Raw genomic sequence first — 20,790 nt, forward strand, 5'->3', positions numbered from 1 at the left:
AACGGGGGGACCATGGCGAAGGGGAACGGCCGCGACGGCGTTCAGCCGGTCGATCAGCCCATCGGGAAGCTGGAACTCGTGCACGCCTTCGAGTCCGGCCCGATGCCGACCGGCGTCACGGTCTCCCGTGCCGGCCGGATATTCGTGAACTTCCCCAAATGGGGTGACGACGTTCCGGCGACCGTGGTCGAGCTGCGGGACGGCAAGGCCGTCCCCTATCCCGACCAGGAGTGGAACACCGAGGCCGACGAGCCGTCGAAGTGGCTGGTCTCGGTGCAGAGCGTGGTCGTCGATCCCCTGGACCGGCTGTGGATCCTCGACACCGGCAGCCCGATGTTCCGGCCCACCAGGAAGGGCGGCCCCAAGCTCGTCTGCGTGGATCTGGAGACCGACACCGTGGTCAAGGTCATCATGTTCGACCGCGGTGTCGCCCTGGAGACGTCCTATCTCAACGACGTGCGGTTCGACCTGCGCAAAGGGGTCGCCTACCTCACCGACTCCGCCGACAAGGGGCCCAACGGGATCATCGTGGTCGATCTGGCCAGCGGGCAGGCGTGGCGCCGGCTGCACGACCACCCGAGCACCAAGGCGGCGCGGCCGCCGGACTTCGTGCCGGTCGTGGAGGGCCGGCCGTTCATGGAACGGCCGCAGGACGGGCCGCCGTCGCCCGTCCTGATGGGCTCGGACGGCATCGCGCTCCCGGCCGGCGGCGAGCGGCTCTGGTACTGCCCGCTGCTCTCCCGCCGCTGGTACAGCGTGTCCACGGACGCCCTGGTCGATCGCACGCTGGACGACGCCGAAGTGGCGGCGACGGTCAGGGACGAGGGCGACAAGGGCGGCTCGGCCGACGGCCTGGAGGCCGACGACGCCGGGCGCATCTACCTGACCGACTGGGAGCACAACGCGGTGCTGCGCCGGACGCCCGACGGCACGATCGACACCCTGGTGCACGACGCCCGCCTGCTGTGGCCGGACACGCTGTCGGTGGCCGACGGCCACCTGTACGTGACCGCCAACCAGCTGCACCGGCAGGCCAGGTTCCAGGAGGGGCAGGACCGGCGGCGGTACCCGTACGCGCTGTTCCGGGTGCCGATCGACGCCGGACCGGTCCGTCTGGTCTAGCACCGCGGGCGCGCAGGGTCTGGGTCATGGTTTGCCGCCTTCGTCGACGCGGTATGCCCGCTACGTAGAGGTACTGATCGGATACCGAACGACGCCATGGCTGAACCTCTGCAATGGCCACTTGGGGGGCTTAAGGCCGATGAATGCCGCTAAATACGACTGGTTTCCTGACGGCGTGACCGTCCTGGGGGCGTCATGTCGCTGAACGCACGCATCGGCAGGATCGAGAGCCTGCTCGAACGGGCCGAACCGCCCGCCGTCGAGCTGGCCCAGGCCCTGCTCGACCTCTACGGCGAGGGCCTGACGCGGATCATGGCCGCGGCCGACGACGACCTGGCCGCCCGGCTGGCCGCCGACGACGTGGTCGCGCACCTGCTGCTGCTGCACGACCTCCACCCGATCGACGTGCGGACCCGGGTCGAGGACGCGCTGCGCGGCACCGCCGCCGAGGTGATCGCCGTCGAGGGTGACCTGGTACGCCTGCGGCTCCCGGACGACGACGGGAACTCGGCGGACGCGGTGCGCCGGGCCGTGCGCGACGCGGCCCCCGAGGTCGAGCAGGTCGAGATCGTCCGGTCGGCGCCCGGCGTGGGGGCCGGCAGATGGACCACGTGAGGCGCATCGCCCGCGCCGTCCTCTACGGGGGCCACCTGCTGTGGCCCAGCCGCCACTCCGCCCCGCCCGACCGGCGGCGCTGGAACTTCGGCGGCGTGCACCCCGAGTCCTACGGCCGGGCGCACGAGGGCAACCCGTGGCTGACCCAGACCCAGTGCCTGCTGGAGGCCGGCGGCGACGACGTCGTGGACGTGCACGTGCGCTTCCTGCACCTGGTCACCTGCGAGGTGGCCGTGCGGCGCGAGGGCGAGCTGGTCCGCGTGCCCGAGCTGACCGTCGGCGGCGCCCGCCACCTGCCCAGGGAGGAGGCCAAGGAGCGCGAGGTGGCCGAGACCGGGCTGCGCCTGGCCGACCTGCTGGCCTGCCCGACCGGCATGGAGATCCACGTGCCGCCGGGCCAGCGGGCCGAATGGCTCGACGGCGAGGGCGTGCTGCTGCGCGGCTGGGAGGCGCTGAGCGGCCGGGCCGAGGTGTTCGCCGAGCGGCTGCGCGAGGGACTGTTCCGGCTCACCGTCCGGGTGGCGAACACCAGCCCGTGGCAGGGCGACTCGCGCGCGGAGGCCATGAAGCACACCCTGATCTCCGCGCACACGGTCGTGAGCTCGCCGGGCGGCCGGTTCGTCTCGCTGACGGAGCCGCCCGACGGGCTGCGCGCGCTCGCCGCGGGCTGCCACAACATCGGCACCTGGCCGGTGCTGGTGGGCGAGGAAGGCGACCGGCACACGATGTTGTCGGCCCCGGTCATCCTCTACGACCATCCCAAGGTCGCGCCTCAGAGCGGCACGTTCGACGCCACGGAGATCGACCAGCTCCTCGACCACTGCGCCGCGCTCACCCCGGAAGAGCTCATGCGCCTGCACGGCACCATGCGGGAGACGTGACATGGACACTCGGTACCCGACGGAACGGCCGGCCCCGGCCGAGGCGATCGTCGACGGCGTGCGGCTGGCCCCGGGCAGCCGGGTGCGCCTGCGCCCGAAGAGCCGCGCCGACATCCTCGACCTCGCGCTCGACGGCCGCCTGGCGGTCATCGAGAGCGTCGAGCGGGACGACGTCGGCGGCTTCCACGTCGGCGTCACGCTCGCCGGCGACCCGCTGCGCGACCTGGGCGAGTCCAGGCTGCCGTGCCACCGGTTCTTCTACTCGGCCGAGGAGCTCGAACCCGTCGGAGGGGGCTGCCGCCCGCGCGTCCTGGTGGCCGGGATCGGCAACGTCTTCCTCGGCGACGACGGCTTCGGCGTCGAGGTCGTGCGCCGCCTGGCCGACGACGACCTGCCCGCCGACGTGCTCGACTTCGGCAGCCGCGGCCTCGACCTGGCCTACGCGCTCCAGCGCGACTACGAGGCCGCGATCCTCGTGGACGCCGCGCCGCGCGGCGAGCCGCCGGGCACGCTCACCCTGCTCGAACCGGACATGCCCGGCCCGGGCGGCCCCGGCGGCATCGCGGCCGAGAGTCACGGCCTCGACCCGGTCAAGGTGCTGCGCATGGCGCGCGAGCTCGGCCGGGTGCCCGCGCGGGTGCTCGTGCTGTGCTGCGAGCCGGCCCGGCTGGTCACCGACGACGTGCTGGTGGAGCTGAGCGAGCCGGTGCGCGGGGCGGTCGAGGAGGCGGTGCGGATGGTGCGCTCGCTGGTCATGGACGTGCTGGCGGAACGGGCCTGACCCCGTCCGGCGGAACGGGCCTGATCCCGTCCGGCGGAACGGGCGTGGCACCGTCCGGGGCGCCGGGCACCGAGCGCATGCGGCCGATGATGGCGGTCGTCGAGCGGTCGGGCAGGTAGTCCAGCACCAGCACCTCGCCGCCGAGCGAGCGCACCAGCGGCGCCTCCGGCAGCATCTCCGGGGTGTAGTCGCCGCCCTTGACGTAGATCTCCGGCCTGATGAGCCTGAGCAGGCGTTCCGGGGTGTCCTCGTCGAACTCGGTCACGTAGTCCACGTCGTTCAGGGCGGCCAGCACCGACATGCGGTCCTCGCACGGGTTGAGCGGGCGTCCAGGGCCCTTGAGCCGGGTGACGCTGGCGTCGCTGTTGACCGCGACCACGAGCACGTCCCCGAGCTGCCCGGCCTGCTCCAGGTAGCTGACGTGGCCCCGGTGCAGCACGTCGAAGCAGCCGTTGGTGAACACGATCCGCTCGCCCCTGCGCCGGTGCTCGTCCAGGAGCTGGGCCAGGCGCTCGGCCGCCTGCACGGTGCCCTCCTGGCGGCGCAGGGCGCGCAGCAGCTCGTAGCGGGTGCAGATGGACGTGCCGGAACGGCGTACGACCACCCCGGCCGCGGCCTGGCCCGCCTCGGCGGCCTCCTCCGGGGTCGCGCCGGCGGCCAGCCAGAGCGAGAAGGCCGCGGTGTAGGTGTCGCCCGCGCCGGTCGCCATGTGCTGCGGCGCGGGCCGGGCGTAGGTCCGGTACGGCGGGCAGCCGGCCCGGTGCAGCAGCGTGCCCTCGCCGTCCAGGGTGGTCACCACGATCCCGGCCCCGGTGGCGGCCAGGATCTGCGCGGAGCGCGCCATCAGGTACGCCGGCCGGTCGGCCGCGGCGTCCACCTCGCCGAGCAGGCCCACCACCTCGGCGTAGTTGGGCAGCACCGCCGCCGGCGCGCACTCGACCCAGGGCGCGACCGCGTGCGCGTCCACCACGAGCAGCGGCAGCCCGGCCAGCGCCCGGCGCACCGCCGGGGTGAACACGCCGCCGCCGTAGTCGCAGGCCACGACGACGTCCGCGCCGGTCACGGCCGCGGAGACGCGGGCCAGCAGTGCGCGTTCGGCCTCGGGCGGGATGACGTCGAGGTCCTCCTCGTCGTAGCGGGCGGTGAGCTGGCCGCTGGTGACCAGCCGGCGCTTGTGCGCGGTCCGCCGCCCCGGCACCGCCTGCAGGTCCGTCTCCACGCCGAGCAGCCGCAACGCCTGGACGAGCTGGTCGCCGCAGGCGTCGTCGCCCACGACGCCGACGAGCCGGACGCGGGCCCCCAGCGCCGCCAGGTTGGCCGCGGTGTTGCCGGCGCCGCCCGGCGCGTCCTCGACCGCCTCCAGGCTCATCACGGGCACCGGAGCCTCCTGGGCCAGCCGCTTGGCCGAGCCGTGCAGCCACGAGTCGAGCATGACGTCGCCGACGACGACCGCGCTGACCGTCTCTTCCCCCAGGGTGCCCATAGAGGGCGAGTACCTGTAAAAGCCCAGCTCAAACGCATACCAGCTCAAATAGGTTCGTCCGAAACCAAAGTTACGGGCCATCCCTGCCGGGTAGCCCGGCAGGGATGTACGGCCCTTCGGACACCGGGCTGCCGCCCAGGCGGGCCTGCCGCCTGGAGCTGCCGACCACTGTCGCGGACAGGAGCGCGGAATGCTACGACTACATGCCGGGGACCCCATGACGGCCCGGCCCGGCCTGGTCGAGGGCGTGCGGAGCATCGCCGTCCTGCGGGCCAACGCGATCGGCGACTACCTGGTCGCGCTGCCGGCCATCGAGGCGATCAAGCTGGCCTACCCCGACGCCCGGCTCACCCTGCTCGGCACGCCGTGGCACGCCGAGTTCCTGTCCGGGCGGCCGGGACCGGTGGACGACGTGGTGGCGCTGCCGCCGATCACGGGGGTCTCGACGTCGGAGACCGGCTACCCGGTCCCCGGCGGGGCCCGCGCCGAGCTGCGGGAACGGGCGTTCGACCTGGCGGTGCAGATCCACGGCGGCGGGCGCTTCTCCAACCCGTTCGTGCGCTCGCTCGGGGCGCGGGTTACCGCCGGGCTGCGCTCCCCGGACGCCGAGGAGCTGGACCGGTGGGTGCCCTACACGTCCTTCCAGCACGAGACGCTGCGCTTTCTCCAGGTCGCCGAGCTGGTCGGCGGGGTCGCCGAGCGGCTCGAACCGCTGGTGGCCGTCACCGCCCGCGACCGGGCGGAGCTGGCCGAGTCGTTCGGCGAGCCGCCGGCCGGGCTGGTCGCGCTGCATCCGGGGGCGACGGACCCGCGGCGGCGCTGGCCCCCCGAACGTTTCGCCGAGGTGGCCGACCGGCTGGCCCGACCCGTCGCGGTGACGGGGAGCTGGGCCGAGAAGGACCTGGTGGAGGCGACGGTCGCGGCGATGCGCGGGCGCGCGCACCCGGTGCTTCCCGTCGTCGGCACGCTCACCCTCGGCGGCCTGGCCGCCCTGTACGAGCGCTGCGCCCTGGTGGTCGCCAACGACACCGGCCCGCGCCACCTCGCCGCGGCCGTCGGCACGCCCACGGTCGCCGTCTACTCGTGCGTCAACGTCATCAACGCCGGGCCGCTCAGCAGGACCGCGCACCGGCCGCTGATCTCCTGGACCACCCGGTGCCCGACCTGCGGCGCGAGCGGCGTGGACGCGGAGGCCGAACGCTGCGAGCACGACGGGACGTGGGTCGCCGACGTCTCGGTGGACGACGTGACAGAACAGGCCGAAGACCTACTGAAGGGATATCGCGATGACTGACCAGGCCGTGCTGGACGAACTGCAGGAAGCCCTGGACGAGGCGTTCCAGGGACGGGACCGGGTGGCGATGCGCGAAGTGTACGCGCGGGTATCCGCTCACGTGCACATCCCCGCCGACATGCTGACCCATCTCAACGAGTTGCCCGAGGGCAGCTACTCCAGGGAGGAGATGGCCGAGGCGATCAACGACGTCATCAGGCGGCGCGGCGAGCAGGACAGCCTGGGCCTGCTGAGCATCCCGCGGCAGCGGCCGGTGGAGGAGACCGCCGCCGCCGAGCGGGCCGTCGCCGACGACACGCCGCTCGAATACCTCAACCCGCCCCAGAACCCGCCGGACGACGGCCAGGCCCCGGAGTTCCGCGAACCGTAGAGGCTCTTCGAACTAGACCGTTCGTTCTTGAATGTGGTAGCTTCGCCGCGTGGCACGCAGCAAGGAGTTCGATCCCGAGGTCGCGCTCGACCGGGCGCTCGACCTGTTCTGGGAGCGCGGTTACGAGGCGACCTCGATGGCCGACCTGGTGGAGCGGCTGGGGCTGGCGCGGGCCAGCATCTACGGCACCTTCGGCGGCAAGCGGGAGCTCTACGTCAAGGCGCTGGAGCGCTACCTGGCCCGGCGCAACGTGGTCGAGCCGCTGGCCCAGCCGGGGCCCGCGGTGCCGGCCGTGCGCGCCTTCCTCGACGCCTACGTGGCCGAGATCCTCGCCGACGAGCTGCGGCGCGGCTGCATGGTCGTCAACACGGCCGTGGAGTTCGCCTCGCGCGACGCCGAGCTGGCCCGCCGGGTGACGGCGAGCTGGGCCGAGCTGGAGACCGCGCTCGCCGCCGCGCTGGTGCGCGCCCGCGCCCAGGGGGAGATCCCCGAGTCGAAGGACCCCTACGCGCTGGCCCGGTTCCTGCTCGTGCTGCTCCAGGGCCTGCGCGTGCTCGGGCGGGCCGACCCCGACCCGCGCCGCCTGCGCGACGCGGTCGAACAGGCCATGATCGCCGTGCAAATTTGAGATCGATCGTTCTAGGAGCTTGTCGTGTTCGAAGGCAAAGTCGTGCTTGTCACCGGGGCCACCGGGGTCGTGGGCCGGGCCGCCGCGCTGGCGTACGCCAGGAAGGGCGCGTCCGTGCTGGCCGCCGGGCGGGACGCCGCGCGGCTCGGCGCGGTGGTCAAGGAGATCGAGGCGGCGGGCGGCCGGGCCGCCGGCTTCACCGCGGACGTCACCGACTCGGCCTCCGTCGCCGCCATGGTGGAGGCCGCCGTCACCCGTTACGGCGGGCTCGACGTGGCGCTGAACGCCGCGGGTGTCTTCGGCATGCTGGCTCCGGTGGCCGACTACGACGAGGACACCTGGGACACCGTGCTCGCGGTGAACCTCAAGGGCGTGTTCCTGTCGATGAAGCACGAGATCGCCTACATGCGCGAGCACGGCGGCGGCGTGATCGTCAACGTGGCCAGCAACCTCGGCGCCCACTGGCGACTGCCCGGGGCCGCCGCCTACGCCGCCTCGAAGGCCGCGGTGAGCCATCTGACCCGCACCGCCGCCCGCGACCACATCGCCGACGGCGTCCGCGTCAACGCCGTCAGCCCCGGCCCCATCGACTCGCCCATGTCCACGCGTCCCGGCGAGACGCCGGCCGAGCGCGACGAGCGCATGCGGCACGCCCTGCCCATCGGCCGCGTCGCCACCCCGGAGGAGATCGCCGCGGCCGCGTTGTGGCTGTCCTCGCCGGAGTCCAGCTTCGTCGTCGGCCAGGACCACGTGATCGACGGCGGCGCCACGGCCTGACTCAGCCGGCGGCCACGGGCGGGCGGGTCTCCTTCATGGCCAGCACCGCCACCAGGCTGATCAGCCCGACCCCGGCCATGTACGCCGACACCGACAACGACGTGCCGGTCGCCTCGTGCAGGGCGGTCGCGACCAGCGGGGCGAACCCGCCGCCGAGCAGCGCGCCGACCGCGTACGAGAAGGAGACCCCGCTGTAGCGGTAGCGGGGCTCGAACAGCTCGGCGAACAGCGCCGACTGCGGCCCGTACGTCGCGGCGAGCCCCACGTTGAGCACCACCACGGCGACCACCATCAGCGCCGCCACCTTGGTGTCCACCAGCAGGAAGAACGGCACGGCCCAGACCACGAGGAGCACCGAGCCGGCCAGGTAGACCGGCTTGCGGCCGATCCGGTCGGACCAGATCGCCGTGGCCACGATCCCGGCCAGCCAGGTCAGGCTGCCGACGATCACCACGACGAGCATGAGGTTCCTGCTGACCTTCAGCACCTGGGTGCCGTAGGACAGCAGGTAGGCGAGGAACACGTAGCCGATCGCGGTGTTGGCGACGAAGCTGGCCGAGGCGAGCAGCAGCGCCCGCGGCCGCTCGCGGAAGACGTCGAGGACGGGCCGCCTGCTGCGGGCCTGCTCGGCGGACAGCGCCCGGAACACCGGCGTCTCGGTCACCCGCAGCCTGATGAACAGCCCGACCGCGACCAGCACGACGCTGAACAGGAACGGCAGCCGCCAGCCCCAGCTCGCGAACTGCGCCTCCGACAGCCCGGCCGTCACCGCGACGTACACCAGTTGCGCCAGGATCAGCCCGGCCGGCACGCCCACCTGGGAGTACAGCCCGTAGCGGCCGCGCTTGCCGGGCGGGGCGTGCTCGACGGCGAGCAGCGCCGCGCCGCCCCACTCGCCCCCGGCGCTGAGCCCCTGGAGCAGCCGCAGGACCAGCAGCAGGATCGGGGCCGCCACCCCGATCCGGTCGTAGGTGGGCAGCAGCCCGACGCCGACCGTGGCCGCGCCCATCAGCAGCAGGGACGCGACCAGCATCGCCTTGCGTCCGAGCCGGTCGCCGAAGTGCCCCCACACCAGGCCGCCCACGGGCCGGGCCAGGAACCCGACGCCGAGCGTGGCGAACGCGGCCAGGGTGCCCGACGCGGGCGAGAGCGGGGAGAAGAACTGGGAGCCGAAGACCAGCGCGGCGGCCGTGGAGTAGATGAAGTAGTCGTACCACTCGATCGTGGTGCCGACCGCGCTCGCCATGGCGACGCGACGGAGTTGGGCGGGGTCCGGCTCTGCTGCCTCGTGGGTCATGGCGCCTCCCTCGACGCCAGAGTAGATCTTCCTCCGCCCGCTTCCCAGGGGCGCGGGGCAGGCGTCCCTAGAACGCCACCCCGCACCGCAGGATCACGTTCGCGTACGGCGTGGCCTCTCCGGTGCGGACGGCCAGCCGCACCCCCGTCGACAGCCGCTTCAGCTCCTCGTGCGGCACGTACGCCAGCCCCGGCAGCCGGGCGGCGAGCAGCTCGGCGCAGCCGGGGTTGCCCGCGCGCACCTCCTCGGCCGCCGTGGCCCCCTCGACGACGAGCTCGGCGAGCAGCCCGTCGAGCACGTCGGCGAAGGCCGGGATGCCCGGCAGGAAGGCCAGGTCGACGACCCGAACGCCGGGCGGCACGGGCATCCCGCTGTCACAGACCAGCACCTGGTCGGTGTGGCCGAGCCGGGCCATGGCCCCCGCCAGCTCGGCGTTCAGAATCCCCGCGCGTTTCACTGGAAGTCCGCGACGTTCTCCTTGGTCGCCACCTTGACGGGCACGGCCACCGTCTTGTCGATGGTCTCGCCCTTGGCGGCCTTGACCGCGGCCTGCACCGCCTGCTGGCCGAGCAGCGACGGCTGCTGGGCGACGCTGGCGGCCAGCGTGCCCGCCTGCACCGCCTTCAGGCCGTCGGGGGTGCCGTCGAAGCCGACGACCTTGACCTGCTGGCCCGCCTTGGCGCCCAGGGCCTTGATCGCGCCCAGCGCCATCTCGTCGTTCTCGGCGAAGACGCCGGTGATGCCGGGGTTCGACTGGAGCATGTTGGTCATGACGTCCAGGCCCTTGGTGCGGTCGAAGTCGGCCGGCTGCTTGGCCACGACCTTGATGTCCGGGTACGCGGCGATGCCCTCGGCGAAGCCCTGGCCCCGGTCGCGCGAGGCGGACGTGCCCGCCGTGCCCTGCAGCACGACCACGCTGCCCTTCTCGCCCAGCTGCTTGGCCAGCTCCTGAGCGGCCAGCTTGCCGCCGGCCACGTTGTCGGAGGCCACGGTCTGGGCCACCTCCGCGCCGTTGACGCCGCGGTCGGCCGCGATCACCGGGATCTTGACCCGGTCCGCCGCCTTGACCGCCGGGGCCGCCGCGTCGGAGTCCACCGGGTTGACGATGATCGCCTTCATGTTCTGGCTGGTGAAGTTCTGGACCTGGTTCACCTGCTGGGAGGCGTCGTTCTGGGCATCGGTGACGGTCAGCGTGACGCCCTCCTTCTTGGCCTCCGCCTCCGCGCCGCTGCGCAGCTGCACGAAGTAGGGGTTGTTCAGGGTCGAGACCGACATGCCGATCTTGATGTCCCCGCCCCCCGAGGACGTGCCACCGGAGCCCCCGTCGCCGGAGGAGCCGCAGGCGGCCAGGCCGAGCGTGAGCGCGGCGCCGGCCATGACAATCGCGGGAATCCGCATGATCTTTACTTCCTTTTCCTAGTTCGTTCCCCTGCGCCGCAGGGTGTCGACGAGGACCGCGAGCGCGATCACCACGCCGATCACGACCTGCTGCCAGAACGCCGAGACGGACAGCAGGTTCAGCCCGTTGCGCAGCACGGCGAGGATGAGCGCGCCGACGAAGGTGCCGAGCGCCCTGCCCTTGCCGCCGGACAGGCTCGCGCCGCCGATGACGACGGCCGCGATCGCGTCCAGTTCGTAGCCCGCCGCGGCCTGCGGCTGCGCCGAGGCCAGCCGGCTGGCCAGGACGATGCCGGCCACCGCCGCGAAGACGCCGGACAGCGCGTACGTGATGAGCTTCTGCCGGTTGACCTTGATGCCGGACAGCCGGGCGGCCTCCTCGTTGCCGCCGATGGCGTACATGGCCCGGCCCGGGTACGTGCGGTTGAGCACCACGGCCGCGATCACGCCCATGACCAGCATCACCAGCACCGGGATCGGCAGGTAGTCGCCGAGCGTGTCGCCCAGGTGCGAGACCGAGTCGGGCATCGCGATCGGGCTGCCCTGCGAGATGACCAGCGCCAGACCGCGGGCGATGCCCAGCATGGCCAGCGTGGCGATGAACGGCGGCAGCTTGCCGTACGCGATCAGGGCGGCGTTGACCAGGCCGCACACGACGCCTACGGCCAGCGAGACCACGACGGCGACCGGCCACGGCAGCCCGGCGCTGGTGGCCGTCCAGGCCAGCACGATCGCCGACAGCGCGGCGACCGAGCCGACGGACAGGTCGATGCCGCCGGTGACGATCACGAACGTGGCCCCGAAGGCCAGGATCGCGGTGACGGCCGCCTGGACGCCGACGTTGAGCAGGTTCGTCACGCTGAGGAAGTCGGAGGACAACAACGACAGCGCCACGACCAGCACGACGAGCGCGGCGAGCGCGCCGTTCTCGGCGAACCAGGCCGCGGCGGGCGACCGGCGGCCGGTGAGCTTGTTCGGAACGGTGCTACTTGGCACGGGGACCCTCCACATCCGTGACCGCGAGGGCCATGACGTCGTCTTGCGTGGCCCCGGCCGCGGGCAGCTCGCCGACGAGCCTGCCGCGGGCCATGACCAGAATGCGGTCGCTCATGCCGAGCACCTCCGGCAGATCGCTGGAGATCATGAGCACGGCGTGCCCGGAGGCGGTGAGCGCGTTGATGAGCTGGTAGATCTCGACCTTGGCCCCGACGTCGATGCCGCGGGTGGGCTCGTCGAGGATGAGCACGCCCGCGTCGGCGACCAGCCACTTGCCGATGACGACCTTCTGCTGGTTGCCGCCGGACAGCGTGCGGACCTCCTGGTCCAGGCCGGTCATCCGGATGCCGAGCTGCTCGGCCACCTTCCCGGCGGCCTTGCGCTGGCCGGCGCGGTCGACGAAGCCGGCGCGGGTGGCGGCGCGCATGGTGACCAGGCCCAGGTTCTCGGCGACGTCCGCGCCGAGCACCAGGCCCTGGCCCTTGCGGTCCTCGGGGACCAGGCCGAGCCCGGCCTCCATGGCGGCGTGCACGTCGCCGGGCGCCAGGCGGGTGCCGCGGACGACCACCTCGCCGGTGTCGTAGCGGTCGGCGCCGAAGACGGCCCGCGCGACCTCGGTGCGGCCGGCGCCGACCAGCCCGGCGACCCCGACCACCTCGCCCGCGCGCACCTCGAACGAGACGTCGTCGAAGACGCCCCTGCGGCCGAGGCCGGAGACCTTGAGCAGGGCCTCGCCGCGCTCGGCGGCCTGCCGCGGGAACTGCTGGTCGATCGGGCGGCCCACCATGAGCCTGACCAGCTCGTCCTGGGCGGTGTCTGCCGGGATCTCGGTGACGGACCTGCCGTCGCGCAGCACGGTCACCCGGTCGCCGATCTCGGCGATCTCCTCCAGGTGGTGGGTGATGAACACGATCGAGACGCCCTCGTCGCGGAGCTGGCGGACGATCGTGAACAGCTTGGCGACCTCGCCGGAGGTGAGCACGGCGGTGGGCTCGTCCATGATGAGCACGCGGGCGTCGAGCGCGAGCGCCTTGGCGATCTCCACCATCTGCATGCGGGCGATGCCGAGCCGGGAGATCGGCGTCGTCGGGTCGACGTCCACGCCGACGCGGTCGAGCAGCGCCTTGGCCTGCCGTTCCATGCGCTTCTTGTCCACCAGCCCGAAGCGGCGCGGCGGGCGGCCGAGCGCCAGGTTCTCCGCGACGGTGAGCTGGGGGACCAGGTTGAACTCCTGGTAGATGGTGGCGATGCCGAGCCGCTGGGCGTCGCCCGCCGACCGGATGTCCACCGGCTGCCCGTCGACGGTGACGTGCCCGCCGTCCGGCCGGTACGCGCCCGAAAGGATCTTGATCAGCGTGCTCTTGCCCGCGCCGTTCTCGCCGAGCAGGACGTGCACCTCGCCGGCGCGCAGGCTCAGATCGACGCCGTCGAGTGCCACGACGCCGGGGAAGACCTTGCGCAGGCCCTCGGCCTTGAGTATCTCCGCGGTCACTCCATGATCCCTTTCCGCTCGCATGATCGGCGAATCACCAGGCGCGCCGGCAGGACGTGCGAGTCGGCCGCCTGCCCGCTCTGGATCCGGCCGATCACGAGCCGCACGGCCAGGCGCCCCATCTCGGCCGTCGGCTGGGCGATGGCGGTGATCGGCGGGGCGGTGTGCTTGAACCAGGTCACGTCGTCGAAGGAGGCGACGGCCACGTCGGCGGGGATGCGCAGACCCCTGGCCTGGATCTCCTCCAGACCGCCGAGCGTCATCAGGTTGTCGCCGAAGAAGATCGCCTCGGGCGGCTCGGGCAGGTCGAGCAGCTCGGCGGTGATGCGCCGGCCGCTGCCCTCGCGGAAGTCGCCGGGGCGCACGTACTCGGGGCGCACCTCCAGGCCCTCGGCGGCCATCGCGGCGGCGAAGGCGGCCGTGCGCTCGCGGCCGGTGGACAGGGTGGCCGGGCCGGAGGCCAGGGCGATCCGCCGGTGGCCCTGCTCGCGCAGGTGGCGGACCAGCTCGGCGATGGCGGCGGCGCCGTCGGAACGCACGGAGGGCACGTCGAGCCCGGAGATCGTGCGGTCGAGGAACACCACCGGGCGGCCGGCCTCGGCCAGCTGCTGCACCAGCGGGGTGACCTCGGCGGTCGGGCAGATCAGCAGCCCGTCGACGCGCTGCTCCAGCAGCGTGCGCACGTAGTGGTCCTGCTGGTCGGCGCGCTCGTCGGCGTTGCCCATGACGACCGTGAAGCCCTCGCGCCTGGCCTCGTCCTCGACGCTCCTGGCCAGCTCGGTGAAGAACGGGTTCAGGACGTCGCCGATGATCAGGCCGATCGTCCTGGTCGCGGTGGTGCGCAGGGAGCGGGCGACGGCGTTCGGCACGTAGTTGAGCGCGCTCATCGCGTCGTAAACTCGCCGCCGGGTCTCCTCGTTGACCGAGGGGTTGTCGTTGAGCACGCGGGAGACCGTGGCGACGGAGACACCGGCCTGCGCGGCGACGTCCTTGATCCTTGCCATCGTTCCTCCGTGTAATCGATTACACGGCAGCTTATGAAATCGATTACATGATTGGCAAAGTGAAATGGCTCACACCCCCGGGGGAGAGGGTGTGAGCCGGCTTTCGATGACTCGGGCCTTCCGGACCTGCCCGGACCTGCCCGGACCGACGGGCCCGGGTCCGTCAGACCTTGCTGATGCGGACCGCGTCGGCGATGACGAGGCCCGTGCCGGCCGTCCACCGGCTGACGCCGACGACGTTGTAGGTGCCGGCGTTCAGCGAGAAGGTGCCGATGCTGCGCCAGCCTCCGCCGCCGGAGCGCTGGTCCACGTAGACGGTCTGGTTGCCGCCCGAGGCCGCCACGATGTACGGCGCCGAGCTGTTGTAGCCCGGATCGGACGGGTACCAGACCTCCACCTTGTACGTGCCCGCGCTGGGGATCGCGGCCTGGTACCAGGCGGGGTCGCTGGCGGCGACCGGGTCGGAGAAGCGGTAGTCGGCGCCGTAACGCTGGCTGGAGTAGGCGGAGGTGCCCCAGTTGCCGCTGGCGGTGAACTGGCCGGAGGTGGCGTTGTCCACCGTGGTGGACCACGAGGGCGTGCCGCCGCCGGTCACGTAGTTCATGTACGTGGTCCAGTTCCAGTACGGCCCCGGATCGGTGTGGTCGGCCCCGGGAACCTCGTTGTGCCCGATGATGTGGGCGCGGTCCTTCGGGATGCCGTACTTGTCGCAGATGGCCTTGGTCAGGGCCGCCGACGCCCGGTACATGGCGTCGGTGAACCACGAGGACTCGCTGACGTAGCCCTCGTGCTCGATGCCGATCGACCTGGTGTTGTACGTCCAGTTGCCGGCGTGCCAGGCGACGTCCTTCTCGCGCACCATCTGGGTGATGGCGCCGTTGGACGACTTCACGACGTAGTGCGCCGAGACCTGCGCGGCCGAGTTCTGGAACCAGGAGATCGTCCCGGCGTACGAGCCCTGCGTCACGTGGATGACCACGCGGTCGATCGCGTAGCTCGACGGCCGGCTGGAGGCGGTGTAGTTGCTGGAGCTGGCCGGGACCCAGGCGGCCGGGCCGTAGTCGGTGCTGAGCACGCCTACGTCGCCCTGGGCGCTCAGGTCGCGGGCCTTGGCGTAGTCGCCGCGGTCGGCGGTGACCTCCTGGGGCTTGACCGTCACGCCCCGGGCCGTGATGCCGAGGCCGAGCTGCTCGTAGACCGAGTCGGCGTACAGCCGGGCGATCTCCGGCGTGGAGGCGTTGCCGTACTTGGCGACGGCCTGGTACCAGCGGCCGGCGTCCTTGCGGCCGGCGTCGTCGAGGCCGAGCTCGTCGGCGTAGGAGCGGAGGAGGGCGGCGCCGCCGAGGATGTTGGCGGCGTTGTCGGAGCGCAGTTTCTCGACCGGCAGGCTGGTGAGCTGGGCGGCCTTCTCCAGCGCGTGGGTCGTGGGGTTGCTGACCAGGTGCATCAGGCCGTAGCCGCCGCTGGCGCTGGGCTTGCCCTGGTGGTCGTCGAGGTGGGTCTCGGCGTAGGCGAGCGCGACCAGCAGATCGCGGGGTACGTCGCTGGCCGAGGCGGCCTTGGCGAACGCGGCCGGCAGCGCGGGCTCCCGGGCGGCCTGGGCGGCGGGCTGGCCCGCGGTGATCAGGGCGACGGTCAGGGCGGACGTGGCGAGGGCAGCTAATCGCGTGCGGGCGAGAATCATGGGGATGCTCCTCGTTGGGGGGTGACGGGTGGAACGCGGGCGCGGGTCCGCGGCCCGCGTTTGGCCGCCGAATGCGGCCCAACGTATGTCACCTCTGACACAATGTCGATAATTGACATTACAGACGTGTTAGGTGAAACTTTCCGCCCGCCGACCGGAGGGCAGCCGGAAAGTTGGGCCCCTGAAAACTATTGCGCTCCGCGATCAGGGGACTGAAACTTCCTTTCGTGACCGCGCTCCTGCGTACCGTCCTGGCGGCGCTCACCGCCGCCGTCGTCACCGCTGTCGTCACCGCCGTGGCTCCCGTCCCCGCCTCCGCAGCCCCCACCTCCTCTTCCGCAACGGCCGCCTGCGCGACCGATCCCGCGACGCCCAAGCGGCAGCTCCGGGCCATGTGGATCTCCTCGGTCGCCAACATCGACTGGCCGAGCCGTACCGGGCTCAGCGTCTCCGCCCAGCAGGCCGAGTTCCGGGCCTGGCTCGACCTGGCCGTCGCCAAGCGCATGAACGCCGTGATCGTGCAGGTCAGGCCGACGGCGGACGCATTCTGGCCGTCGCCGTACGAGCCGTGGTCGCAATGGCTGACCGGCACCCAGGGGACGAACCCCGGCTACGACCCGCTGGCGTTCATGGTCGGCGAGGCCCACGCGCGGAACCTGGAGTTCCACGCCTGGTTCAACCCGTACCGGGTGGCCAACAACGACGACCCGACCAAGCTGATCTCCACGCACCCCGCGCGGCAGCACCCCGACTGGCGCTTCGCCTACGGCGGGAAGCTCTACTACAACCCGGGCATCCCGGCGGTCCGCGACTTCATCGAGGACGCGATCATGGACGCCGTCACCCGCTACGACGTGGACGGCGTGCACCTCGACGACTACTTCTACCCCTATCCCGTCAGCGGCCAGGCCATCCCGGACTCGGCCGCCTACGCCCAGTACGGCGGCGCGTTCCCGAACATCGCCGACTGGCGGCGGGACAACGTCAACCTGCTCGTCCGCGAGCTCGGCCAGCGCATCCACACCGCCAAGTCGTGGGTGTCGTTCGGGATCAGCCCGTTCGGGATCTGGCGCAACTCCTCGACCGACCCGCTCGGCTCGCGCACCTCCGGCCTCCAGTCCTACGACGCGATCTACGCCGACAGCCGGCAGTGGGTCAAACAGGGCTGGATCGACTACCTGGCGCCGCAGATCTACTGGCACATCGGGTTCTCGACGGCCGCCTACGAGGTGCTGACCGCGTGGTGGTCGGACGTCGTGCGCGGCACCGGCGTGCAGCTCGTCGTGGGGCAGGCCGCGTACCGGGCCGGCGCCGCGGGCCAGGAGGCCGCCTGGCAGGACCCGGCCGAGCTGAGCGACCACCTGTACGACAACAGGAAACATCCCGAGATCGCCGGCGACGTGTACTTCAGCGCCAAGGACGTCAAGGCCGACCGGATCGGGGCGATCACCAAGCTGGTCGCCGACCACTACGCCAAGCCCGCCCTGCTGCCCGCCCGGGGCTCAGGGGCCGCGCCCGCCGCGCCCGCGATCACCGCGGCCACCGTCGGCTCGAACGGCGTCCAGCTCACCTGGACCGGCTCCGGCACGGCGTACGCGGTCTACCGCGTGGCCGGCACCCCGCCCTCGGCCGATCCGTGCTTCTTCGCCGACGCCCGCAACCTGATCGGCACGACCAGGCAGAAGTCCTACACCGACCCGGGCGGCGGGGCGTCCACCTACTACGTGACCGCGCTGAGCAGGACCCACCAGGAGAGCGCGCCGAGCGAGGGCCGGTCGGCGGGCGGCACGGGCGGCTTCAGCGTCGTGATCGACAACGCCGACGCCGGTTTCACGGCCTCCTCCTCCTGGGGCACCTCCAGCTACTCCACCCAGGCCAACGGGGCCGACTACCGCTTCGCCGACCCGGTCGCGGCCAGCGACCCGGCCTGGTTCCGGGCGGCGATCCCGAGCGCGGGCAGCTACCGGGTGGAGGTCTGGTACCCGGCCAACGCGGGCTACAACGGCTCCGCGCCGCACATCGTGGCGGCCTCGGGCGGCAACCAGACGGTCAACGTCGACCAGCGCACCGGCGGCGGGGCGTGGCGGGTGCTGGGGACGTACACGCTGGCGGCCGGGACGTACAACGTGGTCGGGGTGAGCCGGTGGACCTCGGCGACCGGCTACGTGATCGCCGACGCCGTGCGCATCACCAAGGTCTGACCCGTCAGGAGCGGGCCTTCGCCCAGGCGGGGCTGTCGATGAAGTGGTTGTCGAAGCGGTCCTGCGAGGCCAGCAGCTCTTCGAGCGTGGCCTCGCCGGTCTTCAGCCGGGCCAGCAGGCGGAAGTACTCGAACCGCTCGACGCCCGGCGTGATGACGATCAGCAGGTCGGCCTCGGCGCCCGGGGCCGCGGCGAAGGCGTGGGCCACGTGGGGCGGGACGACGGCGACGTCGCCCTGCTCCAGGGTGATCACCTCGTCGCCGGCCAGCACCTGCGCCCGGCCGTCGAGGACGTAGAACATCTCGGAGGCGGTGGTGTGGGTGTGCGGCACGGCGCCGTCGGCGCCCGCGCCGAGCGTGATGCGCACGGTGCTCAGGGCGCCGCCGGTGGCGCTGGAGTCGAGGAGCATGCGGCCGGTGCTGGGCGGGCCGCCGATGACCTCGGCGTCGACGGAGCGGATGACGGCGGTGCTGCGGGGGTCGATGAGCGACATGGTGCTATCCGTTCTCGGAGAGGGCGCCGCGGAGTGCTGTCTCCACGAGGCGTTCGGCGTAGGCGCGGCCGACGGGCAGGCCGGTGATCAGGACGCGGTAGTACAGGGCCCCGGCGAGCTGGTCGAACAGGGCCTCCACGTCGAGGTCGGCGCGTAGCTGGCCGCGGTCCCTGGCCCGTTCGAGCAGGGCGCGGGCCAGGGTGTTGCGGCGGGCGTACATCTGCCGCTCCAGCTCGCCGACGTCGGCGTGGCGGGCGGCGGCGGCCACGAGCTCGGCCACCGTGCCCGCCGACCCGTCGTCGTCGCCGGGCGCGCGGCCCGCCGCGCGCATCCGGTTGAGCCCGGCCGCGATCTTCTCCAGGTACGCGGGCAGGTCGCGGCGGATGTCGCCGGTGTCGGTGATCTCGTCGTGGTCCTGGAGCCGGTTGACGACGGCCAGGGCCAGGTGGTCCTTGGTCGGCCAGCGGCGGTAGAGCGTGGTCTTGGCGATGCCGGCCCGCTCGGCGACCTCGTCGGGGGACAGGCCGGCGTAGCCGCGTGCGAGCAGCAGCTCGGTGGCGGCCCTGAGCACACCCTCGTCGACGTCACTCCTGCGCGGCCGTCCCACCATGCCCTGCCTCCTTTTCGCTACCTGAGTAGCGTAATCCTGGAGGGCGGCATTTCGCAACCCGGGTATCGAAACTCCGTTTATCGGGGCAGCAGCGCCCACACCACCCGCTCGCCGGACCTGTCCTGGTAGGTCCCCCACAGTCCTGCGGTCAGCTCGTGCACCAGCCGGAGTCCGCGTCCCGACTCGTCCGCGTCCGCCGGCACGCGGGGACGCGGAACCAGGCCGTTCCGGCCCGGATCGGTCACGGTCAGCCGCCAGAACCCCGCCTCCGGGGCGAGGGACAGCCGGACCCACTGTGCCGCCGCGTGCTGCAACGCGTTCGTGACCAGCTCCGAGGCGATCAGCCGCAGGTCGTCCAGAGCCTGGTGATCCGCCCCCAGCCACGCCGCCAGTTCGGTACGCGCCAGCCGGGGCAGCATCGCCGGGTCGTCGAGCTCGCCGACCGTCCACACCTTGACGCCCGCATGCAGGGAACTGGACATGATCACCTCCGGGATGGGCGTACAGGCAGAGGTCGCGTGTACGCGGGTTCTCAGGATGCGGTTGATTCGGCTGACCAGCCTCTGGGATCGGCCGTACAGTTCCTTACAGTGAGTACGCCATGGCTCAGCGTGAACGGTTGTGGGAAGGGCGTGACATGCCGAAGGAAGAAGAAGCGGAAGCGTGGGCCGAGTACGCCAGACGCCTGCGTGCCTTCCGTACGGACCACGGGTTGAGCCAGGAGCGTCTGGCGGACCGGCTGGCCTACAGCGAGAGCGCGGTCGGGCACGTGGAACGCCTGCTGCGCAAGCCGAGCGAGGACTTCACCCGCGAAGTGGAGAAGGCCCTCGGCCTCAAGGGGCAGTTGACGGAGCTGCTGCCCCAGATCCACGGCGCGCTGGGCCCGCGCTGGTTCCGCGAATGGCCGAAGGTCGAGGCGGCGGCCCACACCATCAGGACGTCCGAACCCCTGCTGATCCCCGGCCTGCTCCAGACGGAGAATTACGCCAGACATGTGTTCCTGGGCGAGCCAGGGGTCGTGGAGCAGGAGGCCGAGGAGGCCGTACAGTTCCGGCTGCACCGGCAATCCGTCTTCAGCCGCGCGTCCCCGCCCATGTACTCGGCCCTCGTGGACGAGAGCGTCCTGCATCGGCCGGTCGGCGGCCCGCAAGTGATGAGAGAGCAGCTTGCCAAGCTGCTCGACGTGCTCAACCCGCCCTACGTCACGATCAGGATCATCCCTCTCAGGGCGGGGCTCACCGTGGGGTGTCTCGGAGCCTTCGAGGTGGCCACCCTCCTGGAGGGAGGCCCCGATCACGCCTACCTGGAAAGCGCCGAGGAAGGGCGGGTGACCAATCGCGCCAGTACGGTGCAAGCGCTTATTGTGCGATGGGAGGCCCTGTCCGGCATGGCGTATCCCGTGGACAGGAGCCGCGAGATCATCCGCGAGGTGATGGAGAGCTATGAGTGATGTGAGCGGTCTCCGTACGGGCGTATGGGTCAAGGCGACGGCGTCGGGGGGAAACGGCGGGAGCTGTGTCGAGGTGATGCGGCGGGCGGATGACGGCGTTCTCGTCAGGGACACCAAGGACCGGGGTGAAGGCCCGGTTCTGGCCTTCACCCGGGACGAATGGCTCGCCTTCCTCGACGGTGCCGCCAAGGGGGAGTTCGACCTGTCCTGAGCC

22 protein-coding genes are annotated in these 20,790 nt (G+C 72.0%); 11 read left to right on the forward strand and 11 right to left on the reverse strand.

Going from position 1 to position 20,790, the window contains the following annotated elements; genetic code table 11:
* Nucleotides 1-12: 12 nt before the first annotated feature.
* The 4 genes from ACIBK9_RS06210 to ACIBK9_RS06225 all read left to right on the forward strand — a co-directional run bounded on the left by ACIBK9_RS06210 (nt 13) and on the right by ACIBK9_RS06225 (nt 3,399).
* The gene (locus ACIBK9_RS06210) at nt 13-1,122 is read left to right on the forward strand and encodes an L-dopachrome tautomerase-related protein (protein ID WP_397155571.1); all 1,110 of its coding nucleotides are present in this window, start codon (nt 13-15) and stop codon (nt 1,120-1,122) included.
* Nucleotides 1,123-1,317: 195 nt separating this feature from the next.
* Nucleotides 1,318-1,737: a hypothetical protein gene (locus ACIBK9_RS06215; RefSeq protein ID WP_387671383.1), complete on the forward strand. Its 420-nt coding sequence runs from the start codon at nt 1,318-1,320 to the stop codon at nt 1,735-1,737.
* The gene (locus ACIBK9_RS06220) at nt 1,725-2,618 is read left to right on the forward strand and encodes a hypothetical protein (protein ID WP_397155573.1); all 894 of its coding nucleotides are present in this window, start codon (nt 1,725-1,727) and stop codon (nt 2,616-2,618) included. Before ACIBK9_RS06215 ends, ACIBK9_RS06220 begins: the two co-directional genes overlap by 13 nt.
* Before the next feature lies 1 nt (nt 2,619).
* A complete protein-coding gene (locus tag ACIBK9_RS06225) occupies nt 2,620-3,399 on the forward strand; it encodes a hydrogenase maturation protease (protein WP_397155575.1) in 780 nt (259 codons plus the stop codon).
* Here the strand turns inward: ACIBK9_RS06225 and rfaE2 are convergent.
* Nucleotides 3,371-4,882: a D-glycero-beta-D-manno-heptose 1-phosphate adenylyltransferase gene (gene rfaE2, locus ACIBK9_RS06230; RefSeq protein ID WP_397155577.1), complete on the reverse strand. Its 1,512-nt coding sequence runs from the start codon at nt 4,880-4,882 to the stop codon at nt 3,371-3,373. The two genes, ACIBK9_RS06225 and rfaE2, sit on opposite strands and share 29 nt — an antisense overlap.
* 190 nt (nt 4,883-5,072) lie before the next feature.
* On the opposite strand from rfaE2, the gene ACIBK9_RS06235 reads away from it, so the two are divergent.
* The 4 genes from ACIBK9_RS06235 to ACIBK9_RS06250 are packed head-to-tail and all read left to right on the forward strand — an operon-like array spanning nt 5,073 to nt 7,951.
* Nucleotides 5,073-6,176, forward strand: a complete 1,104-nt coding sequence (locus ACIBK9_RS06235; RefSeq protein WP_397155579.1) for a glycosyltransferase family 9 protein — start codon at nt 5,073-5,075, stop codon at nt 6,174-6,176.
* Nucleotides 6,169-6,546 carry a hypothetical protein gene (locus ACIBK9_RS06240; RefSeq protein ID WP_397155581.1) on the forward strand — a complete coding sequence of 126 codons (378 nt, stop codon included), beginning with the start codon at nt 6,169-6,171 and terminating at the stop codon, nt 6,544-6,546. Before ACIBK9_RS06235 ends, ACIBK9_RS06240 begins: the two co-directional genes overlap by 8 nt.
* 49 nt (nt 6,547-6,595) lie before the next feature.
* Nucleotides 6,596-7,174 carry a helix-turn-helix domain-containing protein gene (locus tag ACIBK9_RS06245; protein ID WP_358291730.1) on the forward strand — a complete coding sequence of 193 codons (579 nt, stop codon included), beginning with the start codon at nt 6,596-6,598 and terminating at the stop codon, nt 7,172-7,174.
* Between the two features lie 24 nt (nt 7,175-7,198).
* On the forward strand, nt 7,199-7,951 hold the full coding sequence (locus ACIBK9_RS06250; protein WP_397155585.1) for an SDR family NAD(P)-dependent oxidoreductase: 753 nt from the start codon (nt 7,199-7,201) through the stop codon (nt 7,949-7,951).
* 1 nt (nt 7,952) lies between these two features.
* On the opposite strand, the gene ACIBK9_RS06255 is transcribed toward ACIBK9_RS06250, so the two are convergent.
* The 7 genes from ACIBK9_RS06255 to ACIBK9_RS06285 all read right to left on the reverse strand — a co-directional run bounded on the left by ACIBK9_RS06255 (nt 7,953) and on the right by ACIBK9_RS06285 (nt 15,822).
* A complete protein-coding gene (locus ACIBK9_RS06255; protein WP_397155587.1) occupies nt 7,953-9,248 on the reverse strand; it encodes an MFS transporter in 1,296 nt (431 codons plus the stop codon).
* A gap of 67 nt (nt 9,249-9,315) precedes the next feature.
* Nucleotides 9,316-9,705 (reverse strand): D-ribose pyranase, encoded by a 390-nt coding sequence (rbsD, locus tag ACIBK9_RS06260; protein WP_397155589.1) that lies wholly within the window; start codon nt 9,703-9,705, stop codon nt 9,316-9,318.
* Nucleotides 9,702-10,646 (reverse strand): substrate-binding domain-containing protein, encoded by a 945-nt coding sequence (locus ACIBK9_RS06265; RefSeq protein ID WP_397155591.1) that lies wholly within the window; start codon nt 10,644-10,646, stop codon nt 9,702-9,704. Before ACIBK9_RS06265 ends, rbsD begins: the two co-directional genes overlap by 4 nt.
* Before the next feature lie 18 nt (nt 10,647-10,664).
* Nucleotides 10,665-11,642, reverse strand: a complete 978-nt coding sequence (locus ACIBK9_RS06270) for an ABC transporter permease (RefSeq protein WP_352358766.1) — start codon at nt 11,640-11,642, stop codon at nt 10,665-10,667.
* Nucleotides 11,632-13,134, reverse strand: a complete 1,503-nt coding sequence (locus ACIBK9_RS06275) for a sugar ABC transporter ATP-binding protein (RefSeq protein ID WP_397155593.1) — start codon at nt 13,132-13,134, stop codon at nt 11,632-11,634. Before ACIBK9_RS06275 ends, ACIBK9_RS06270 begins: the two co-directional genes overlap by 11 nt.
* Nucleotides 13,131-14,138, reverse strand: coding sequence for a LacI family DNA-binding transcriptional regulator (locus ACIBK9_RS06280; protein WP_352358770.1), 1,008 nt, complete (start codon nt 14,136-14,138; stop codon nt 13,131-13,133). The genes ACIBK9_RS06275 and ACIBK9_RS06280 overlap by 4 nt, the downstream gene beginning before the upstream one ends.
* Before the next feature lie 163 nt (nt 14,139-14,301).
* Nucleotides 14,302-15,822 (reverse strand): N-acetylmuramoyl-L-alanine amidase, encoded by a 1,521-nt coding sequence (locus ACIBK9_RS06285; RefSeq protein ID WP_397155595.1) that lies wholly within the window; start codon nt 15,820-15,822, stop codon nt 14,302-14,304.
* 227 nt (nt 15,823-16,049) lie between these two features.
* Between ACIBK9_RS06285 and ACIBK9_RS06290 the strand changes: the two genes are divergently transcribed.
* Nucleotides 16,050-18,023, forward strand: coding sequence for a family 10 glycosylhydrolase (locus ACIBK9_RS06290; protein ID WP_397155597.1), 1,974 nt, complete (start codon nt 16,050-16,052; stop codon nt 18,021-18,023).
* A gap of 4 nt (nt 18,024-18,027) precedes the next feature.
* Here the strand turns inward: ACIBK9_RS06290 and ACIBK9_RS06295 are convergent, their stop codons facing one another.
* The 3 genes from ACIBK9_RS06295 to ACIBK9_RS06305 all read right to left on the reverse strand — a co-directional run bounded on the left by ACIBK9_RS06295 (nt 18,028) and on the right by ACIBK9_RS06305 (nt 19,608).
* Nucleotides 18,028-18,516 (reverse strand): cupin domain-containing protein, encoded by a 489-nt coding sequence (locus tag ACIBK9_RS06295; RefSeq protein ID WP_387671366.1) that lies wholly within the window; start codon nt 18,514-18,516, stop codon nt 18,028-18,030.
* Nucleotides 18,517-18,520: 4 nt separating this feature from the next.
* Nucleotides 18,521-19,126, reverse strand: coding sequence for a TetR/AcrR family transcriptional regulator (locus ACIBK9_RS06300; protein WP_358291749.1), 606 nt, complete (start codon nt 19,124-19,126; stop codon nt 18,521-18,523).
* Nucleotides 19,127-19,203: 77 nt separating this feature from the next.
* Complete coding sequence (locus ACIBK9_RS06305; RefSeq protein ID WP_397155600.1) at nt 19,204-19,608, reverse strand: ATP-binding protein; 405 nt, start codon at nt 19,606-19,608, stop codon at nt 19,204-19,206.
* A 119-nt stretch (nt 19,609-19,727) separates the two neighbouring features.
* Here ACIBK9_RS06305 and ACIBK9_RS06310 point away from each other — a divergent pair, with 119 nt between their 5' ends.
* Nucleotides 19,728-20,576, forward strand: a complete 849-nt coding sequence (locus tag ACIBK9_RS06310; RefSeq protein ID WP_397155602.1) for a Scr1 family TA system antitoxin-like transcriptional regulator — start codon at nt 19,728-19,730, stop codon at nt 20,574-20,576.
* Nucleotides 20,569-20,787 (forward strand): DUF397 domain-containing protein, encoded by a 219-nt coding sequence (locus ACIBK9_RS06315; protein ID WP_358003916.1) that lies wholly within the window; start codon nt 20,569-20,571, stop codon nt 20,785-20,787. The genes ACIBK9_RS06310 and ACIBK9_RS06315 overlap by 8 nt, the downstream gene beginning before the upstream one ends.
* Nucleotides 20,788-20,790 lie beyond the last annotated feature (3 nt).

Source organism: Nonomuraea sp. NPDC050227, from assembly GCF_044459705.1.
In the GTDB taxonomy this organism is placed as follows: domain Bacteria; phylum Actinomycetota; class Actinomycetes; order Streptosporangiales; family Streptosporangiaceae; genus Nonomuraea.

What these genes read in the sequence shown, in the direction of transcription:
- ACIBK9_RS06210 (WP_397155571.1), top strand. Translation starts at nt 13, where the DNA reads ATGGCGAAGGGGAACGGCCGCGACGGCGTTCAGCCGGTCGATCAGCCC.
- ACIBK9_RS06215 (WP_387671383.1), top strand. Translation starts at nt 1,318, where the DNA reads ATGTCGCTGAACGCACGCATCGGCAGGATCGAGAGCCTGCTCGAACGG.
- ACIBK9_RS06220 (WP_397155573.1), top strand. Translation starts at nt 1,725, where the DNA reads ATGGACCACGTGAGGCGCATCGCCCGCGCCGTCCTCTACGGGGGCCAC.
- ACIBK9_RS06225 (WP_397155575.1), top strand. Translation starts at nt 2,620, where the DNA reads ATGGACACTCGGTACCCGACGGAACGGCCGGCCCCGGCCGAGGCGATC.
- rfaE2 (WP_397155577.1), bottom strand. Translation starts at nt 4,882, where the DNA reads ATGGGCACCCTGGGGGAAGAGACGGTCAGCGCGGTCGTCGTCGGCGAC.
- ACIBK9_RS06235 (WP_397155579.1), top strand. Translation starts at nt 5,073, where the DNA reads ATGCTACGACTACATGCCGGGGACCCCATGACGGCCCGGCCCGGCCTG.
- ACIBK9_RS06240 (WP_397155581.1), top strand. Translation starts at nt 6,169, where the DNA reads ATGACTGACCAGGCCGTGCTGGACGAACTGCAGGAAGCCCTGGACGAG.
- ACIBK9_RS06255 (WP_397155587.1), bottom strand. Translation starts at nt 9,248, where the DNA reads ATGACCCACGAGGCAGCAGAGCCGGACCCCGCCCAACTCCGTCGCGTC.
- ACIBK9_RS06265 (WP_397155591.1), bottom strand. Translation starts at nt 10,646, where the DNA reads ATGCGGATTCCCGCGATTGTCATGGCCGGCGCCGCGCTCACGCTCGGC.
- ACIBK9_RS06280 (WP_352358770.1), bottom strand. Translation starts at nt 14,138, where the DNA reads ATGGCAAGGATCAAGGACGTCGCCGCGCAGGCCGGTGTCTCCGTCGCC.
- ACIBK9_RS06285 (WP_397155595.1), bottom strand. Translation starts at nt 15,822, where the DNA reads ATGATTCTCGCCCGCACGCGATTAGCTGCCCTCGCCACGTCCGCCCTG.
- ACIBK9_RS06295 (WP_387671366.1), bottom strand. Translation starts at nt 18,516, where the DNA reads ATGTCGCTCATCGACCCCCGCAGCACCGCCGTCATCCGCTCCGTCGAC.
- ACIBK9_RS06300 (WP_358291749.1), bottom strand. Translation starts at nt 19,126, where the DNA reads ATGGTGGGACGGCCGCGCAGGAGTGACGTCGACGAGGGTGTGCTCAGG.
- ACIBK9_RS06305 (WP_397155600.1), bottom strand. Translation starts at nt 19,608, where the DNA reads ATGTCCAGTTCCCTGCATGCGGGCGTCAAGGTGTGGACGGTCGGCGAG.
- ACIBK9_RS06310 (WP_397155602.1), top strand. Translation starts at nt 19,728, where the DNA reads ATGGCTCAGCGTGAACGGTTGTGGGAAGGGCGTGACATGCCGAAGGAA.
- ACIBK9_RS06315 (WP_358003916.1), top strand. Translation starts at nt 20,569, where the DNA reads ATGAGTGATGTGAGCGGTCTCCGTACGGGCGTATGGGTCAAGGCGACG.